Source organism: Phycisphaerales bacterium, assembly GCA_040221175.1.
Taxonomy (GTDB): Bacteria; Planctomycetota; Phycisphaerae; order Phycisphaerales; family UBA1924; genus JAHCJI01.
In genome coordinates, this window is the sequence record JAVJVK010000004.1 from 1,127,136 (window position 1) to 1,144,987 (window position 17,852).

Here is a 17,852-nt window from a genome sequence, read left to right on the forward strand (position 1 = left end):
CGCAATAGGATGCAATGCCATGAGTACGAGCTACGGGAAGGGCGACAACGTCAAGTGGAAGTGGGGCGAGGGCTACGGCCGCGGCAAGGTCATCGAGCGCCACACCGAGACGGTCGAACGGACCATCGATGGTTCATCGATCAAGCGCAAGGGCGACACGGACGACGCCGCGCTGGTGATCGAGCAGGACGACGGCCAGACGGTTCTCAAGCTCGAGAGCGAGGTCTCCAAGGACACGTCGGCTTGATGGAAAAAAATGTGCCAGAACGTGTGTTCCTTGGTGGAACGCACGTTCTGGCTTCGTCGCGGAATGGACGCCGACGGATCAGCAGTTACAGGACCGCTTGAACTCGTCGATCTCCTTCTCCGCCTCCTGCTTGGTCTTGCCGTACTTTTCCTGGATCTTTCCGGCGAGCTGATCACGCTTGCCCTCGACCTGGTCGAGTTCGTCGTCGGTCAGCTTGCCCCAGCGCTCCTTGGCCTTGCCTTTGAGCTGCTTCCAGTTTCCCTGCATCGTATCGGTGTTCATTTGAAACTCCTATCCCTCGTCTCAGGGGTTGATTGATGTGCGGCTGATTCGAGGAACATGCACTCACGCGGTCTTCTGGCCGGCGTGCTTGCCCTCGCGGATCTCCTCGATTGTCTTGTCGATGAACGCGGGCAGATCGTCGGGCGTCCGGCTGGTCGTCAGTGCCTGATCGCACACGACCTCCTGGTCGACCCAGCGCGCCCCGGCGTTCTTCAGATCGTTCTTGATCGATGGGAAGCTCGTCATCTCGCGACCTTCGATCACGCCGCAATCGATGAGGATCTGCGGTCCGTGGCAGATGGCGCTGACGGGCTTGCCGGCCTTGAAGAACTCGCGAACAAACGTGGTCGCGTCTTCACGCATGCGGAGCTTGTCGGGGTTCATCACCCCGCCGGGCAGCACCAAGCCGTCGTAGCTGTCGGCCTTGACGTCTGCCAGTGAGCGATCGGCCTTCACCGTGTCGCCCCAGTTGCCGTTGTCCCACCCCTTGATGTCGCTGCCGTCCGGAGTAACGACGTGCACTTCGGCGCCAGCTTCCTTGAGCGCTTCCAGAGGGCGAACCAGTTCGCTCTGCTCGAAGCCATCGGTCGAAAGAATGGCGATGGTCTTGCCATCGAGCTTCTTGTTGTTCGTAGTGCTCATATTGGGTGCTCCCTTCGTTGGGTTTCGTGGTACATTGCAATGATCGGGGCGTGCGGTGACCGCCCGGTGAAGGCGCCGTGAATCGGGACTCATTCTCACGGGGCCTCGCAACGCTCCGCACCGCGTTGGCCCATACAGTGCGGTACGCGCCAGCGCACTCCGCGCTCGATACCGAGGGATACCACCGTGAGCTTGCAGAACAACCCCAAGAGCGAAAATCTCATCAACGGCTCGTGGGTCGGCGCCGACAGCGGCAAGACCATCGACGTGCTCGACCCGGCGACTGACGAGAAGCTCGCGTCCATTCCCGACGCCGGCGGCGCCGAGGCCACGCGAGCCATCGACGCGGCCCATGAGGCCTTCGGTCCGTGGTCGAAGCGCACCGCCGCCGACCGAGGCAAACTGGTGGGGCGCCTGGCCGAATTGATGCACCGCGATGCCGACCGGCTGGCGGCCCTGATGACCGCCGAGCAGGGCAAGCCACTGAGCGAGGCAAAAGGCGAGATCAACTACGCCGCGTCGTTCCTGGAGTGGGCGGCGGGCGAAGCGCCGCGGATGTACGGCGAGATGGTGCCCGCTAGCAGCAACGACAAGCGCATCCTGGTCATGCGCCAGCCCGTGGGCGTGTGCGGCATCATCACGCCCTGGAACTTTCCGGCAGCGATGATCACCCGCAAGATCGGCCCCGCGCTCGCGGCGGGGTGCACGGTGGTCATCAAGCCCGCCGAGCTGACGCCCTTGAGCGCCATCGCCATCGGCGAGTTGGCCATCGAGGCGGGGCTGCCCGCGGGCACGGTGAACATCGTGACGGGCAACAGCAAGGCCGTCGCCAAGCCCATGTTCGAAGACGGCCGCGTGCGCAAGTTGAGCTTCACCGGCTCGACGCCCGTGGGCCAGATCCTCATGAAGCAGGCCAGCGAGAACCTGCTGCGGCTCTCGATGGAGCTGGGCGGGCACGCTCCGTTTATCGTGTTCGACGATGCCGACCTGGAGCGGTCGGTCAACGCCGCGGTGGCCTGCAAGTTCCGCAATGCGGGGCAGACGTGCATCTGCGCCAATCGCTTCTACGTGCAAAGCGGGATCTACGACGCGTTCATGGACCGCTTCGCCAAGGCCGTCGAGAAGCTCAAGGTCGGGCGAGGCACGCAGGATGGCGTGGACATCGGCCCGCTGATCAACGACAAGGCCATCGAGAAGGTGCAAGAGCACGTGGACGACGCCAGGAGCAAGGGCGCCACGATCAAGGTCGGCGGCGAGATGGTCAAGCTCGACGGCCTGGCCAATCGCTTCTATGCCCCCACCCTCATCGACGGCATGACGCCCGACATGAAGTGCGCAAGCGAAGAGACCTTCGGCCCCGTCGCCCCAGTCGCGAAGTTCGAGAATGACCAGGAGGCCATCGACGCGGCCAACAACACGCCGTATGGCCTGGCCAGCTACTTCTTCACCAGCGACGCGACCCGTCTGATGCGCACCGCCGAGGCACTGGAGTACGGCATCGTGGGCGCCAACGACGCGGCACCGTCGACCGCTCAGGCGCCGTTCGGGGGCGTGAAGCACTCGGGCTTCGGCCGTGAGGGCGGCAAGTACGTGATGGAGGAGTACACCAACCTCAAGTACGTCTCGTGGGGGTTGGTCTAGGGCCTTACCTTTCCGGCATGCGAAGCTGCGGATACGCCGCCAGCACGTCGGACTCGGTAATGTCCTGGCCCGTCTTCGCGCTCAGTTCGGTCGCCAGGCGTTCGGCCGTGAGTTCTTCCGTGGGAATCTGGAGATCGGGCGCTCGCGATGAACTATCGGTGTCGATCAACCCTTCTTCATCGGGCGGCAGGTAGATCGCCCCGGTGCTGAAGTCGATGGCATAGGCGATGATGCCGGGAATCAGGAAGAAGAGCAGGCCCACGCCGTCGAGCAGGACCACGCCGATGTCCAGGTCGCCCCGGGCGTCCTGACCGCGACGCTCGGGATAGAGGATGGTGCCGCAGGATGCCTGCAGGGCCAACGAGGCAAGCAGGGGCACGGTGGCGATGGTGGCGCGTTGGGAACGGGTAAGGCTGCGGGTGGCACGCATCTGGATCTCCTTGTTGTTGGTTGCCGCCACCGATCCTGACGGTCGGTCGTGAAGCGATCACCCTTGGGGGAATGAACTCACGATCATCTTGCAACCCTATCGAAGCACGTAAGTGCTCGTACGCAACGTGATGCACGTAACGCGGCCATTCGTATACACTCCCTCTGTCCGGCCTCCGTCCTTTCCCTTATAGGAGCGTTCCAGTGCCAGCAGCCGCCTCGCAGACCGCCTCGCAAGACCTCGTCGCCCGCCGCCAGAAGGTGGTGTGCTCGGGCGTCGGCATGCTCAGCCCGATGACCGCCGCCAGCGCGTCGGGCGCCATCATCACCGATGCCGACGGGCGGGAGTTCATCGATTTTGCCAGCGGCATCGGCGTCATGAGCGTGGGCCACGGCGACCCGGCGGTCGTCCGGGCCGTCAGCGAGCAGGTCGCCACGCTCCAGCACGCGTGCATCCACGTGGCGACCTACGAGCCTTACATTGCGTTGTGCGAGAAGCTCGTGGAACTCTTCCCCCACCACGAGCGCGACGATGACAGCACCAAGGCCATGCTGATCAGCACCGGGGCCGAAGCGGTGGAGAACGCCATCAAGATCGCCCGCCAGGCCACCGGGCGAGCGGGCGTGATCTGTTTCACGGGCGCCTTCCACGGCCGAACGCTGCTGGCCGGAACGCTGACGAGCAAGGTGCACCTGAAGCAAGGCTGCGGCCCCTACGCGCCAGAGGTCTATCGCCTGCCATTCCCCAGGCCCCTGCCGGGCGAATCCATCAGCGAGGCTGACCTGGTTTCGCGTGAGCTTGGCCGGCTCGAGCGTGCCTTCCATGACACCGTGGCGGCCTCGCAGGTCGCCGCCATCATCATCGAGGTCGTCCAGGGCGAGGGCGGCTTCAGCGTGGCGCCAAAGGCGTACTTGCAGGGCCTGCGCCGAATCTGCGACGAGCACGGCATCGTCCTGATCTTCGATGAGGTGCAGTCGGGTTTCTGCCGAACCGGGAAGTGGGCGGCGTACGAGCACTTCGGCGTCAAGCCCGACCTGAGCCCCTGGGCAAAGGCGATGGGTGGCGGATTGCCGATGGCCTGCGTCATCGGCAAGGCCAGCGTCATGGATCGCGTGAATCCCGGAACGCTCGGCGGCACCTACGGCGGCAACCCGGTTGCCTGCGCCGCATCGCTGGCCGCCATCGATCGCATGGAAGAGCTCAAGCTCAACGCACGAGCCGAGCGCATCGGCGGCATCCTTGGCAAGCGATTCACCGAGTTGCAGCAGCGCGTCAAGCACATTACCGACGTGCGCGGCTTGGGGGCCATGATGGCCATCGAACTGAGCGAGGGCGGGGATCCGACGCGGCCCGCCGGAGCGCTGGTGAAGGCCGTCATCGACGACTGCCGAAGCAAGGGATTGCTGATCATCGCGGCGGGCGTGTCGGGCAACTGCATCCGCGTGCTGACGCCACTGGTGATCACCGAAGAGCAGTTGAATAAGGGCCTGGACATCCTTTGCCAGAGCATCGAGCAGCACGCCGCCCAACACTGACCCCGATCCGACACGAGGAAACTCTCCATGCGTCCATATGCCATCGCCGGCCTGCAGCTCAAGGTCTCCGGGCGGCGTTCGAATCTCGAGCACGTGACCGATCGCGTCGAGATGCTCATGCACTTGTATCCCTGGGTGCAGATGGTCGTCGTCAGTGAGCTCGCGACCTTCGGCGGCTGGACCGGCCACGCCATGCCCCTGCCCGGCGACGTCGAGCAGCACTACCAGCGGCTCGCGGCGCGACACGGCATCTGGCTGCTCCCAGGGTCGCTCTACGAGAAGACCGACCAGGGCATCTTCAACACCACGCCCGTCATCGATCCCAGCGGCGCCGTCATCGCGCGATATCGGAAGATGTTTCCCTTCATGCCGTATGAGACCGGCGTGGAGTGGGGAACCGAGTTTTGCGTGTTCGACGTGCCCGAGGTTGGCCGCTTCGGCGTGAGCATCTGCTACGACATGTGGTTTCCCGAGACCAGCCGAACCCTGGCGGCCATGGGCGCCGAGGTCTTGCTGCACCCCACCCTCACGCCCACCATGGACCGCGACGTGGAGCTTTCCATCGCACGCGCCACCGCGGCAATGAACCAGATGTTCGTCGTCGACATCAACGGCATTGGTGACGGCGGCAACGGCCGCTCGCTCTTCGTGGCTCCGTCCGGAGACGTGCTGTACCAGGCAGGGAGCAACGAAGAACTGCTGCCAATCGAGATCGATCTCGATCGCGTTCGCCGCTCGCGCGAGGTCGGGCTCAAGGGCCTGGGTCAGCCGCTCAAGAGCTTCCGCGATCGACGCGTGGACTTCGACGTGTACAACCGCAAATCGCCGGTGACCGAGTACCTCAACACGCTTGGCTCGCTCGAGAAGATGGCCCGCGGCAGCCGGGCCGGCATTGGCTTCGGCGAGCATGCGCCCTTCACCGAAACCCCGCCGGTCGCGCCGCCCCCGGCTCCGGCCCCGGCCCCCGCGGCGCCACCTTCGGCCCCAGGAACCTCCACATGACCCAGGCACACTCCCAGCGTGAATCCACACCGCCAGACTCGCGGCCGCAACGCCAGCGCGGCCGGCAGTACAGCGCCTTCCAGCTTCGGATGGACACCTGGAACGAATTGCAGGTGCGTACGACCTGGCTTCGAGAGATGAGTCGGGCGGGCCAGGACGCCGCCGAGCCGCGGGCGCTGGTCGGCCAGAGCCTCGAAGTCCTCGCCAGCCTGGAACCCTACTGGGCCTTCCCCGGCCCGGCACGCATGGACGAACTGACACGCCTGCACCAGAACGGCGCCACGGGAGAACTCGCCGACCGTGTGGCGGCCATCAGTCGGCTGCTCATCGGAGACGCCTATCGCGACCGCGGCGGCGCGGCATTCGACGAGCCAGGCCGCGACCAGCGCAATGGGGGACAGGATGCCGAAGCACGCTCGCGGGCCCGTGGCCGCCCGTACTTCGAGGTCTTGTTCGTCGATGGCGCCGATGCCTATGACCACGACTCGCTGCGTGACGGCCTGGCCGCATGCCGACGCGAGGCCGACGAGTTCGTCTACGACGTCTTGACGGTGCCAAGTGCGCAAGACGCGGTGATCGCCGTTCTCTTCAACCCGACGATCCAGGCCGTCTTCCTTCGCTACAACTTCGGCTTCTTCACCAACAACAACCATCCGGCCCTGCGGCGATACCTCGACGCCCTTTCGGCCGAGAAGATGCCCAACAGCTATGGCCTGGACCGCAGCCTGCACCTGGCCTCGGTGCTCAAGAAGCTCCGGCCCGAGCTCGACCTGTACCTGGTCACCGATACGCCGCTGGACTCGGTGGCCGGCAACGTCGGCAGCGCCTTCCGCCGCACGTTCTACCGGCTCGAGCAGTACATGGAACAGCACCTGAGCATCCTGCGCGGCGTGCGTGAGCGCTACGAGACGCCGTTCTTCGATGCCCTGCGCCGCTATGCCGCCAAGCCCACGGGCGTGTTCCACGCGTTGCCCATCGCCCGGGGCAAGAGCATGACCACCAGCCACTGGGCCAAGGACTTCCACGAGTTCTATGGTTCGAACCTGTTCCTGGCCGAAACGAGCGCGACCAGCGGCGGGCTCGACTCACTGCTCCAGCCGCGTGGCCCCATCCGCAAGGCACAGGAAGCCGCCGCCCGGGCTTTCGGGGCTCGCCAGACGTTCTTCGTCACCAACGGCACCTCAACGGCCAACAAGATCGTTCAGCAGGCACTGGTCCAGCCGGGCGACATCGTGCTGGTCGACCGCGACTGCCACAAGAGCCACCACTACGCGTTCGTGCTGGCCGGGGCGCATCCGGTGTATCTTGATTCGTACCCGCTCCAGAAGTACACGATGTACGGCGCGGTGCCGCTTGAGGAGATCGAGAGGCAACTGCTGGCCCTCCAGGACGCGGGCAAGCTCGATCGCGTGCGGATGCTGGTCTTGACCAACTGCACGTTCGACGGATTGACGTACGACCCGGCCGCCGTCATGCAGCGCATCCTGGCGATCAAGCCCGACATGATCTTTCTGTGGGACGAGGCCTGGTTCGGCTATGCCCGGTTCAGCCCCACGCTTCGGCGGCGCACGGCGATGGATGCCGCCAGCCGATTGCGGAGGATGTATCGCAGCGACGAATATCGCAACGCCTACGCCAACAGGTCCGACGCCGACGGGGCCATGGCCGACCCCGATCAGGTCCGTGTGCGCGTGTACGCCACGCAATCGACGCACAAGACGCTCACGAGCCTTCGCCAGGGGTCGATGATCCACGTGTACGACGAGGACTTCGAGCAGCGAGCCAGCACGGCCCTGCTCGAGGCGCTCATGACGCATACGTCGACCTCGCCAAACTACCAGATCATCGCCTCGCTCGATGCGGGCCGGCGACAGGTGGAGTTGGAAGGGTACGAATTGGTCGAGAAGACCATCGATCTGGCGATGACGCTGCGCAAGCGGGTCAACGAGCATCCGGATATCTCCAGGTTCTTCCGCGTCCTGCGGCCGGCCGACATGATCCCAAGCGAGCTTCGCCCGAGTGGCCTGGAGTTCTACTACGACCCCGAGCAGGGCTGGGGCAAGATGGATGCGGCCTGGCGGGAGGACGAGTTCACGCTCGATCCCACGCGAGTGACGCTGGAGATGAGCGCTACGGGCATCGACGGCGACACGCTGCGGCACATGTTGATGGATCGCTACGACATCCAGATCAACAAGACCTCTCGCAACACCATGCTCTTCATGCCCAACATCGGCACCACGCGTGGCGACGTGGCGTATCTCATCGAGACGCTTGCCGACATCTCGCGACGCGTGGAAGACCAGCTCAGCACCGAGAGCAGCGCCGGGCTCAGCCTGCACACCCAGAAGGTGGACTCACTGCTGGAAGGTCCGCCACTGCCGAACTTCAGCCGCTTTCACGATGCCTTCCGCGACACCAGCGCCGACACGCCCGAGGGCGATCTGCGCCGCGCGTTCTTCCTGGCATACGACCAGGACAACACCGCCTGGGTCAAGCTCGATCGCGATTTGCTGCGACAGATCAAGGACGGCCGGGAGTTCGTCTCGGCCGCATTCGTCACGCCGTATCCACCGGGGTTTCCCATTCTCGTCCCCGGGCAGGTCCTCAGCGCGGAGATCATCGCGTACCTGCTGGCACTGGACGTCAAGGAGATCCACGGCTATCACACTACGTACGGCCTGCGCGTGTTCGAAGACCACGTGCTCGGGTCGTAGAGCGTCTCGTTCGAACAATATTCGTCGTCAGGGGGCTCCATGACCACCGTCAACGCTCAGCCGTCCAGCCATCAACCGAACCTGGTCAAGGCCAAGCCGCTGACGAGCAACGTCGGCAAACGCAAGAAGAAGGGCACGTTGCGCGGCATCTCCGAGATTCGCCGCTTCTTCTACCGCAACACCGAGCCCATCTACTTCATCAGCGCTACGAACTTCAATCTGCTCGGCATCGACGAGTGGGTCCGCAACTTCACCTACATCAACTATATCGACTGCTTCGATGGCCAGCACCCAAACGTGTTCGTGCCCAGTGAGCGACCGCACGAGCCCTTCGAGAGCATCGAAGACATCAACAACTATCTGCTGCGCCATCCCGACGTGCGGGCGATGATCAAGAATCGCGGCAAGGACCACAAGACCAACGGCAAGGCCGTGTTCCTGATGTTCGACGAGACCACCGAGAAGCTCTGCAAGGAGCTTGATCTGGAGGTCTGCTTCCCGCCCGCCGCGCTCCGCGAGCAGGTGGACGACAAGATGGAGACCACCCGAATCGGCAACCGGGCCCGCGTGCACAGCGTGCCCAACAAGCTGGTGAGCGTCAAGAGCTATGAAGACCTGCGCAAGAAGACCAGCAAGCTGGGCGACGACGTGGTCATCCAGACTGCCTACGGCGACTCGGGCCACACGACCTTCTTCGTCAAGGACGAGGAGGACTTCAAGAAGCACGAGGCCGACATCACCAGCGCGCCGGAAGTCAAGGTGATGAAGCGGATCCGCTGCCGAGGCAGTGCACTTGAGGCGTGCGTCACCCGCCACGGCACCATCGTGGGACCGCTCATGACCGAACTGGTCGGGTTCAAGGAACTCACGCCCTACCGCGGCGGCTGGTGCGGCAACGAGGTATTCGCCGGCGCCTTCGACAAGCGCATCCGCAAGAACGCACGCCGGGCGGCGATGGCCTTCGGCGACGAGCTTCGAGAGATGGGCTATCGCGGCTACTTCGAGATCGACTATCTCACCGACCTGGACACGGGCAAGGTCTATCTGGGCGAGTGTAACCCGCGCATCACGGGCGCCAGCAGCATGACCAACCTGGCTGCGTTCGCGCACGCCGATGCGCCGCTGTTCCTGTTCCACCTGCTCGAGTGGATGGGCATCGATTACGAGCTGGACGTCGACGAGTTGAACGACCGCTGGGCCGACCCGCAGAACATCGACAGCTGGAGCCAGCTGGTCATCAAGCATACCGAAGACTCGGTCGACCGCATCACCCACGCCCCGCCCACGGGCATCTACGAGCTCGACTCCAAGGGCCAGATGCACTACGTGCGCATGCAGACGCACCGGCGAACCGTGCAGTTCGAGAATCGCGCCTTCTTCCTGCGCATCAGCAAGCCGGGGGATTATCGCTACGAGGGCGCCGACCTGGGCATCCTCGTGAGCCCGGGCCGGTTCATGGACGAGGACTTCCAGCTCACGCGCCGGGCCAAGCAATGGATCAAGGGCGTCCGTTCGTTCTACCGCGGTGATTCTGACTTTGGCGGCGAGGCAGCGCCCGAACTCACGGGCTTCAAGCTGCTGTGAGCCCACCCGCGACCACATCGCGCACGATGTCGTTTCGCGCCATGCGCGATGGCCCGGAATTAGAGCGCGCGTTCGAGGCGTACTGGCCCGCGTACCAGAAGTGGATGTCCCGGGCCAAGCCAAAGATAAGCTCGAAGACCGCGCGCGAAAAGCTGGGCGAGCACATGCCCGAACTGGTGCCGGCGTACGCGGCACTCCTGGCACAACTCGGCGACGACGCCGACGTGGCCCGCTTCCTCACGCTGTATCGCCCACCGCCGCTGGTGCGGGGTTGCACGCAGGCCATCTGGCAGGGCAAGGGGGGCCCCGCGATGGTGCGCAACTACGACCACGCGCCCCATTTGGCCGACGGCATCGTGCTTCGCGCCGATTGGGATGGCGTCTCGACGCTGTGCATGACCGACTGCATCTTCGGCGCCCTCGACGGCGTTAATGAGCACGGGCTCTGCGTCGCGCTCGCGTTCGGCGGACGCCAGGTCTCCGGCGACGGTTTTGCCGCCCCGCTGCTCGTGCGATACGCGCTGCAAACGTGCAGGACCGCGAGCGAAGCCGCCGAGGCCATCGCTCGAGTGCCGTGCTACATGACCTATACATTCGTCTGCCTGGACGCCTCGGGCGAGCACGCGACGGTGTACGCCGCCCCCGATCGGCCAAGCCGCATCGACCACGCCCGGGCCAGCACGAATCACCAGGGCAAGGTCGAGTGGCCGCAGTACGCCGCCTCGTGCAAGACGGTCGAGCGCCTCCACACCGCCCACGATCTGCTGGACGCCAAGGGACAATCCCTCGAATCGCTGGCCGAAGGTTTTCTCAAGGCTCCGATCTATCGCACGGGCTATTCCAAGGGCTCGGGCACGCTCTACACGAGCGTGTACACCCCCCAAGATCGTGGGCTCGATCTTCGTTGGCCCCAGGCCCGAATGCATCAGTCGCTCGACCGCTTCGAGCCGGGCGCAATCGAGGCCGAACTCGGAGGTGCACAGGTCGAACAAGAGCCGACGTGAACCCGCGGGCCGTGCATCCTGTATGAAGGAGCAAGACTTTCAGGGGGAACGACGATGTGGGGATGTCGCGTACGAAGTATGATTGGGTCGCTGACGCTCTCGGCTGCATCGCTGGCCGATCCGGCTCCGCTATCAGGCGTGGTGACGAGCGAGGCCGGCGGGGCCATCGAGGGCGCCCGCGTCGTGATCTGGACGGGCAACACGATCAACGACGTACCGCTGCTCTGCCCGAGTTGCTACGCCGACTGCGGCCGGGCCGAGACGACCGAAGGCGATGGCTCGTTCACGTTTGAGGATGTCAACGACCAGGTCGCCTTCCGCATGGTCATCGTGGCCGAGGGCCACCACCCGCTGCAGACCCAGTACGTGACACCCGGGCAGAACCCGCGGACATTCACGCTGCAACCTCGCGAAGCGGTGGAAGGGCCGTCGCGGCTGATCCGTGGCCGGGTGGTCGACGCCCAGGGCGGGCCCGTTGCCGACGCGATGATCAACCCCCGCATGTGGTGGTTCGACGCGGGACGCCGGGGCGACAGCCATCTGGACGGCTCGGACCCCTTCGCGTTCACGGGCGACGACGGCCGCTTCGAGCTTGCCGCGGGCTCGCCCGTGCACGGGGCCTCGCTGCACGTGGAGGGGCCAGTGCTTTCGCCGCGATACGTCAATCTGGTCCGCTCCGGGCTGCCGCTCGATGACCAGCCCGACATCACGCTGCACACCGGCGTAAGCGTGAACGGCCGCCTCGTGGGCGCCGATGGCCAGCCCCTGCCCGGCGTGACGCTGAACCTGCAATCGGTCGATCGGCGCGGAGATCGGTTCTTCGGACCGGTCACCTATGGCACCGATGATCGCGGGCGGTTCAGCTTCCAGAACATCCCAGCCAATACGCCCATCGAGATCATCGGCGGCATGGTCGAGCTGCGCGGCCACGGCGTGCCCGAGGCAAAGCGGCTGACCACCGGCGACAACGACACCACCATTGACGTGGGCGACATCCACCTGGAACCGGGCTACACGATCCGGGGCCGCGTGGTGCTCAGCGATGGCGAGCCCCTGCCCAAGAACGGTCGCAAGGTTGAGTTCGTCGCGCGTGGAGCCCACCAGCGAGCGGAGATCGACGACGACGGCTCGTTCGTGCTGGAGAACGTGCCAACGGGTGAGGTCAGCATGGCCGTGCAGATGCCCGGCTACCACATCAGCCGGTGGAATCCGAACCGCGATCAGTACAACCGCGGCATCATCAGCACCGTGTCGGGCGACATCGCCGACTACGTCGTGCTGCTGGAACCGGGCCGCGAGCCTCGCCAGCCCTTCTCGCACGCGTTCCGCAACGGAGACCACGTGCCCGAACTGCGTGGCATCGACGAGCCGCTTCCCGAGTTGGTCGGCGGCCGCCCGCGGGCGGTGTCGATCGAGCCGGGGGCCGACAATGCCGATGGCTGGAAGACCTACCCGTGGTTCGCGACGGTGACGCTGCCCGAGGACACCACCGCCGACAACCCGCGGACGATCGAGGTGACCGCCAGCGACCCGACGCGGCCCTACCTGCCGGCGGAACAATGGACAATCGAGGCCGACCTCGAGCAGGCCTCGCTGCGATGGCCCGACGCGCTGGCAGATGCGCGTGTGCTGCGGTTCGAGCTGCGGACTGGTGATCTGCACACGTCCGAGCTGGTAGACGTAGGCTCGACCAGCATGGGCCGCTTCGTGCTGCACCCGCCGCAGCAGGCGGGTGAGGCCAACGTGTCGCTCGGGCGTGTGGTCGACGCCCAGGGCCGGCCTATCGCCGGCGCCCGCGTGGTTCCTAAGGCGTTCTGGTTGCAGAACACCGGCCGCACACCCTGGCCAGGTGGCACGCGGCTGACGGAAACCGACGAGCTTGGCAACTTCGCCATCAGCGCCACCGACGCGTACGACCGCGTGCAGGTGCGCGTGCTGGCGCCCGGGCACGCCGATCAGGTGTTCGACCTCGCGCCCGATCAGCCGCGGCGGGATCTGGCGTTGCCGAGGCCTTCGATGATCTCGCTCACGGCCCACGACGCCCAGGGCCGTCCCGCACGCCACGCGGTGGCCACGCTGTGGCGGCACGATGGGATGCAGTCGTGGACCATTGCCGGCCTGGCATCCGCCAACGACGCGGGCAAGCTGACCTTCGAGCACGCGCCTGGGGGCGAGCCGCTGCGCGTGATTATCGAGGACGCCGCCGAGGGGACCGCCACCGCCTGGCCGGCGATCAGCATCGATTCCATCGAGGGCGGCCACCACGACGCGGGCGTGGCCGCCGCCAGCGAGACGGCCACCATTACCGGCCAGCTCGTCGCCACCGATCTTCGCACGCTCGACCAGCGGCCCGCCCTGGTGCTGCACCGCATGGCTACCGGCGACCGCGTCACCGTGCGCCCCGGCGACGATGGCGCCTTCGCCTTCCCGCCCGTGCCCGCGGGTGAGGCGTACGCCGTCACCTACCACGGCCCGGGCTACCTGCACCCGGCGCACAGGGCGACCATCCAGGGCTTCGTGCCCGGCGCGACGGCCGTGGGCGGCACGGTGCGCGGCGACCTGCACCTGCGGCTGTTTATCCAGCCTACCTGGGACGGCGGGCCCTCACCGCAGTTCGTCGGGCAGGACCAATCCCGCCCGCTGACGGGCATCGGTGATCGCGCCCGGGTTCGATAGGCCTCGTTCGTATTCGTTTCGTTTACGCCCACTTCCACATTGGGGCGGTGATCGAGTACGAAACGCCGGGAGGAACCTACCATCACCCGCATGGCAGATTTATCCCCGAATCGCACGCGGAGCTCCGAACCACCCGCGATCCGTATCACCGAGCCGTTGTGCGCGGTGTTCCGGCGTCAGCTCAAGGCCGAGGGGCAAAAGTACACGCCCGAGCGGGCCCAGGTGCTGGACGCCATCATCCAACTCGATCGCATCTTCGAGGCCGAGCAGGTCATTGACGAGTTGCGTCGACGCGGGCACCGCGTGAGCAAGGCCACGGTATACCGCACCATCCACCTCTTGCAGGAAGCGGGCATCCTGCAACGCGTGCTGACCGAGGGTGATCAGGCTCAGTTCCAACTTGCCTACGGCGAAAGCCCCAACGACACGCTCGTGAGGCTGGACACGCGCGAGGTCATCTCGATCGACGTGCCCGAACTGGCCGAGATTCGCGATCGCATCTGCAAAGAACTCGGATTAACGCCCCAGGGGCACCGGCTCCAGATCTTCGCCGTGGCGCCGGGGAGCGAAGCCGAGGCAGACTAGCACCCGTCGTCGAACGCGTTCTGGAAGCACAGGAAGTCGAACAGATCGATGCTGCCATTCCCGTCGCAGTCGGCTCTGGCGTCACCCATGTCGAAGGCGTTCTGGAAGCACAGGAAGTCGAACACGTCCAGCGCGCCGCTCTCGTCGCAGTCGGCGTAGCAGGCTTCCGCCTGGTCGATCACCAGATCGGCCACCCAGATCGTGTCGATCACCCGGCTGACCACGAACACGCGTCCGGCCTCGTCGCGACCAAACCTCGGATCGGCCCGGCTGACACCGAGGATGTCGACGAATGCCCCGGGTGCGCTGCCATCGACGCTGACGTTCATGACGTACACGTCGGCCTGCGTACCAGACGCATCGGCGCTCAGCAACGCGTCGACGCTTGCATGAAAGAACGCGCCACGTGCCAGATCGCTGAAGAGCACCTGCTCGCCGAACGACGCATCGTCCGGATCGACGACCGGAAATCCGCCGACGATCGCCGTGTTCTCGCTGGTGGGCGGTGCGCCCGGCGTGTTTGGGATCTCGTGGTCGTACACCGCCGCCGGGAAGGTCAGCGTCGCGCCGGGCGGAAGACGCAGCACGGTGTCCAGGTTGCCATCGCCCGGCCCGTCGTAGCGCGTCCAGCCGTGGTTGTCGCCGTTGTCGACGATGTTGATCTCTTCGAAGTCCTCGTTGCCGATATCAAAGACCACGAGCCGGCCCTGGCCGTTGCCGCCGCGGACGAACGACAGGTTCTGCGGGTTGCGCATGCCCCAGGCGTAGATCTCTTCGGTGTTGCCGTCGTCGTCCAGCAGCGGTCCGCCGTCGGCGTAGAAGTTGCTCGCCGGCACGCGATACGCATCGGCACCGTTCTGCAGCGGGTCGAGGCGAAGGATCTTGCCAAAGGGGTTGTCGCGATCCTGCACGTGCTGCCAGCCGGGGTTGCCCGAGCCGCTGTTCATGTCGCCCAAGCCAAGGTGCAACAGGCCGTACGCCTCGTCCCCCGGCCGAGCGTAAGGATCGAACATCATCTGCCCGACGCAGTGCGAATCGGTCACGCGACCGGCAAACTGGAAGCGGATCACGTCTCGCTGCGTGCTCGTGTCGATGCGGTTGGGATCGCTCGCGTCAACGGTCCATTCATTGATGACGTACGTTGCCGGAACGTCGCCGGGCCTACTTGGCAGCGACGCGCCGCTGTAATCGGGCGCGCGGGCGCCCGGCGTTTCGCTCATCGACATGGTGTAGAGTTTGCCCTCCCCCGGCGCACCGGGAACGGCATAGTCGGGATGGAACGCGCTGTACGACAGTCCGTTGGTCGAAACGCGGAAGACGTCGCGAAAGTCGCTGAGCACGCCGGGCTCGTTGAGGTCGAGGAACACGCCCAACGGATCGCCGTCCTGGTTGAAGATGAAAATCTTGCCCTCGTTGGTGCTTACGAAGACACGGCCCGAGCCGTCCCCGCAGTGGTCCAGGTCGATGGCGCCCGAGCGATCAATGGTCGAGATCGTCGCGAACGTGGTCAGTTCCAGCACCGTGGTCGATGGCAGCGGATCGGGCGCCTGGGCCATCGCCCCCGAGACTGCTATGCCCGAAATACCCACCAACACCCCAACACTCATCCGGCTCCCGCGCATCGCCCGCCCTCCTTTCCCACAATGTACCAGAAGGGGCCGAAAACGCCAAGGCAATATTGAACCGCGCCTCAGCGCCGCACGCATTCCAACAGCCGCTCGCCCGCCGCCAGCCCGCTCAGGTAGGCGCCCTCGACACGTCCACCGTGGCACCAGTCTCCCGCAACTGCAAGCCGCGTTGTCGGGTCCAACAAGCAGCCACCCTCGACCTGTGAATGCGTGAGGGCGTACCGCCAGCGGTGTGCGGCGGCGTGCACGGGCGAAGGCACTTGGATCCTCAATGCCTGCTCGAGCGCACGCAGCAAGGTCGTCACCACGTCTGCACGCTCGCGCTCGATGTTCGCTTGGCTCCACTGCGGCCCAGCATGCAGCACCCACCGCTCACCCCTCGGCCTTCCGGGCTTGCTCGAATCCCGCGCGATCCAGGCCAACGGCTGGTTCTCGATGTTTACGAACACGCCGTCGGCCTCGATCGGCAGCCGATGCTCGAACGCCGCCATCACCGCCCAGCACGGCTGCATCTCACAAGCCCTCGCCCGCTCGACAATGTCGGACACATCCCGTAGGAGGCTCGCCACCTGTGGCGCCGGCGTCGCGATCACCAACGCATCGAACTGCCTCGCCTGGCCGTCCGATGCGTGCACGACCCAGGCATCCGCAGATCGTTCGATGGATTCGACCGTACAGGAGAATCGCACGGGCACGTCCCGCGCCATCGCCGACACGATTGCGCTCATGCGCGGCGTCCCAACGTATCTGATCGGTCCACCCTCCTTGGGTGTGACGCTGCCGGGCTCATCCACCGATGCAATCGTTCCCTGCCAGGGCCGGCAAGCCCCCGCAGCCATCCACTGCCGCACGCGCTCTTGGAATCGCTCGTCTCGGGCCGTGAAGTACTGAGCGCCATGATCGAAGGTGATGTCGCCCCCGCCGTGCCCTACCCGCCGCGTCGACGAGCGCCCACCCGCGCCCCGACCCTTATCCATGGCGTCAACCGTGCATCCCGCCTCCAAGAGACGATGGCCGGCAGCAAGGCCCGCCAATCCAGCTCCGATGACGCCCACCCGAGCCGTTCCACCTGATATCGCTTCAGCCATGCGGCACTGTTGGCCGCTCGATGCGGCGATTGGTCTCGCTAGCGACAATCCCGAAGGCCGCCGCGAACGAAACGAACCGAGCAGAGGCATGCCGACAAATAGGCGGGCGGGGACTCGAACCCCCCCACGATTCCCCGAGAAAAACGCACGATCGGCAGCAGGGTGGCGCACAATCCGACGCAATCACCCCCGCCATGGCCGCCGTAGTGGGCTGGCTGGTGAGCATGCCCGAGGGCGTGGGTCGGGACTGAGGGCGGGCGCATCGCCCCTGACCCCGCGCGGGCACACGGCCCCCTACCCCCTGGCGACACCACGGGCCTGTTCACTATTGTATATGCATTGTTCGCCAAAGTGTAGCCACGGCTACGGATTGAGCCCGCGCCCGAGGGCCGCCAAGATCAGCATGAGCCCGAAGCCGATCAGGAACACGAGCACGCTCGACAGGATGATGCCGATGGCCACGGCCCACACCACCTTGCGATAGAGGGCGTCGAAATAAGCACTCTTGCGTTCGGTGAGCGCCCGCCGAATCTCGGCAATCTCGAAGGCGATGGCCCTAGACAACTTGCTATTGACCTCGATGGCATCCTCAATGCGTCGGAGCCGATCATCGAGGGCCGCGTCGGCACCGGGCTGGCGCTTGTCGTCCACGGGCTCGACAGCCTCGACCGCCACGCCCATTCCATTGGCCACAGCCTGTGCCTCGTCCCGATCGGTCGCCTCGATGCGGTGCTCGACCTGGCGACCCGTCAGCTTATCCACGCCCCGCACGATGAAGTCTGCCATGACGG

At 65.5% G+C, this 17,852-nt stretch carries 15 protein-coding genes; 9 read left to right on the top strand and 6 right to left on the bottom strand.

Translation table 11 applies throughout. From position 1 onward, the window contains the following. Positions 1-19: 19 nt before the first annotated feature. A complete protein-coding gene (locus tag RIE32_07115; GenBank protein MEQ9096018.1) occupies positions 20-247 on the top strand; it encodes a DUF2945 domain-containing protein in 228 nt (75 codons plus the stop codon). Between the two features lie 78 nt (positions 248-325). On the opposite strand, the gene RIE32_07120 is transcribed toward RIE32_07115, so the two are convergent. Continuing rightward, positions 326-529 (bottom strand): CsbD family protein, encoded by a 204-nt coding sequence (locus tag RIE32_07120; protein MEQ9096019.1) that lies wholly within the window; start codon positions 527-529, stop codon positions 326-328. A 63-nt stretch (positions 530-592) separates the two neighbouring features. After that, positions 593-1,171, bottom strand: coding sequence for a type 1 glutamine amidotransferase domain-containing protein (locus RIE32_07125; protein ID MEQ9096020.1), 579 nt, complete (start codon positions 1,169-1,171; stop codon positions 593-595). A gap of 186 nt (positions 1,172-1,357) precedes the next feature. On the opposite strand from RIE32_07125, the gene RIE32_07130 reads away from it, so the two are divergent. Further along, complete coding sequence (locus tag RIE32_07130) at positions 1,358-2,812, top strand: NAD-dependent succinate-semialdehyde dehydrogenase (protein MEQ9096021.1); 1,455 nt, start codon at positions 1,358-1,360, stop codon at positions 2,810-2,812. 4 nt (positions 2,813-2,816) lie between these two features. Here RIE32_07130 and RIE32_07135 read toward each other — a convergent pair whose 3' ends face one another. Beyond that, a complete protein-coding gene (locus RIE32_07135; GenBank protein MEQ9096022.1) occupies positions 2,817-3,242 on the bottom strand; it encodes a hypothetical protein in 426 nt (141 codons plus the stop codon). A 203-nt stretch (positions 3,243-3,445) separates the two neighbouring features. Between RIE32_07135 and RIE32_07140 the strand changes: the two genes are divergently transcribed. The 7 genes from RIE32_07140 (at position 3,446) to RIE32_07170 (ending at position 14,345) form a co-directional block, all read left to right on the top strand. Then, positions 3,446-4,777, top strand: a complete 1,332-nt coding sequence (locus tag RIE32_07140; protein ID MEQ9096023.1) for an aspartate aminotransferase family protein — start codon at positions 3,446-3,448, stop codon at positions 4,775-4,777. A 27-nt stretch (positions 4,778-4,804) separates the two neighbouring features. Further along, the gene (locus RIE32_07145; protein ID MEQ9096024.1) at positions 4,805-5,779 is read left to right on the top strand and encodes a carbon-nitrogen hydrolase family protein; all 975 of its coding nucleotides are present in this window, start codon (positions 4,805-4,807) and stop codon (positions 5,777-5,779) included. Further along, positions 5,776-8,496, top strand: coding sequence for an aminotransferase class I/II-fold pyridoxal phosphate-dependent enzyme (locus RIE32_07150; GenBank protein ID MEQ9096025.1), 2,721 nt, complete (start codon positions 5,776-5,778; stop codon positions 8,494-8,496). Before RIE32_07145 ends, RIE32_07150 begins: the two co-directional genes overlap by 4 nt. Positions 8,497-8,535: 39 nt before the next feature. Further along, a complete protein-coding gene (locus tag RIE32_07155; protein ID MEQ9096026.1) occupies positions 8,536-10,080 on the top strand; it encodes a biotin carboxylase in 1,545 nt (514 codons plus the stop codon). Between the two features lie 41 nt (positions 10,081-10,121). Then, on the top strand, positions 10,122-11,084 hold the full coding sequence (locus RIE32_07160; protein MEQ9096027.1) for a C45 family peptidase: 963 nt from the start codon (positions 10,122-10,124) through the stop codon (positions 11,082-11,084). A gap of 78 nt (positions 11,085-11,162) precedes the next feature. Next, on the top strand, positions 11,163-13,760 hold the full coding sequence (locus RIE32_07165) for a carboxypeptidase-like regulatory domain-containing protein (GenBank protein MEQ9096028.1): 2,598 nt from the start codon (positions 11,163-11,165) through the stop codon (positions 13,758-13,760). Positions 13,761-13,850: 90 nt separating this feature from the next. After that, positions 13,851-14,345 (top strand): transcriptional repressor, encoded by a 495-nt coding sequence (locus tag RIE32_07170; protein MEQ9096029.1) that lies wholly within the window; start codon positions 13,851-13,853, stop codon positions 14,343-14,345. Here RIE32_07170 and RIE32_07175 read toward each other — a convergent pair. From RIE32_07175 to RIE32_07185, 3 genes are all read right to left on the bottom strand, one after another. Further along, on the bottom strand, positions 14,342-15,967 hold the full coding sequence (locus RIE32_07175; GenBank protein ID MEQ9096030.1) for a PQQ-dependent sugar dehydrogenase: 1,626 nt from the start codon (positions 15,965-15,967) through the stop codon (positions 14,342-14,344). The two genes, RIE32_07170 and RIE32_07175, sit on opposite strands and share 4 nt — an antisense overlap. 68 nt (positions 15,968-16,035) lie before the next feature. Next, on the bottom strand, positions 16,036-17,151 hold the full coding sequence (locus tag RIE32_07180; GenBank protein ID MEQ9096031.1) for an FAD-dependent oxidoreductase: 1,116 nt from the start codon (positions 17,149-17,151) through the stop codon (positions 16,036-16,038). A 273-nt stretch (positions 17,152-17,424) separates the two neighbouring features. Further along, complete coding sequence (locus RIE32_07185; protein MEQ9096032.1) at positions 17,425-17,847, bottom strand: hypothetical protein; 423 nt, start codon at positions 17,845-17,847, stop codon at positions 17,425-17,427. Positions 17,848-17,852 lie beyond the last annotated feature (5 nt).

What these genes read in the sequence shown, in the direction of transcription:
- RIE32_07135 (MEQ9096022.1), bottom strand. Translation starts at nt 3,242, where the DNA reads ATGCGTGCCACCCGCAGCCTTACCCGTTCCCAACGCGCCACCATCGCC.
- RIE32_07150 (MEQ9096025.1), top strand. Translation starts at nt 5,776, where the DNA reads ATGACCCAGGCACACTCCCAGCGTGAATCCACACCGCCAGACTCGCGG.
- RIE32_07120 (MEQ9096019.1), bottom strand. Translation starts at nt 529, where the DNA reads ATGAACACCGATACGATGCAGGGAAACTGGAAGCAGCTCAAAGGCAAG.
- RIE32_07185 (MEQ9096032.1), bottom strand. Translation starts at nt 17,847, where the DNA reads ATGGCAGACTTCATCGTGCGGGGCGTGGATAAGCTGACGGGTCGCCAG.
- RIE32_07155 (MEQ9096026.1), top strand. Translation starts at nt 8,536, where the DNA reads ATGACCACCGTCAACGCTCAGCCGTCCAGCCATCAACCGAACCTGGTC.
- RIE32_07175 (MEQ9096030.1), bottom strand. Translation starts at nt 15,967, where the DNA reads ATGCGCGGGAGCCGGATGAGTGTTGGGGTGTTGGTGGGTATTTCGGGC.
- RIE32_07115 (MEQ9096018.1), top strand. Translation starts at nt 20, where the DNA reads ATGAGTACGAGCTACGGGAAGGGCGACAACGTCAAGTGGAAGTGGGGC.
- RIE32_07145 (MEQ9096024.1), top strand. Translation starts at nt 4,805, where the DNA reads ATGCGTCCATATGCCATCGCCGGCCTGCAGCTCAAGGTCTCCGGGCGG.
- RIE32_07180 (MEQ9096031.1), bottom strand. Translation starts at nt 17,151, where the DNA reads ATGCCTCTGCTCGGTTCGTTTCGTTCGCGGCGGCCTTCGGGATTGTCG.
- RIE32_07160 (MEQ9096027.1), top strand. Translation starts at nt 10,122, where the DNA reads ATGCGCGATGGCCCGGAATTAGAGCGCGCGTTCGAGGCGTACTGGCCC.
- RIE32_07170 (MEQ9096029.1), top strand. Translation starts at nt 13,851, where the DNA reads ATGGCAGATTTATCCCCGAATCGCACGCGGAGCTCCGAACCACCCGCG.
- RIE32_07125 (MEQ9096020.1), bottom strand. Translation starts at nt 1,171, where the DNA reads ATGAGCACTACGAACAACAAGAAGCTCGATGGCAAGACCATCGCCATT.
- RIE32_07165 (MEQ9096028.1), top strand. Translation starts at nt 11,163, where the DNA reads ATGATTGGGTCGCTGACGCTCTCGGCTGCATCGCTGGCCGATCCGGCT.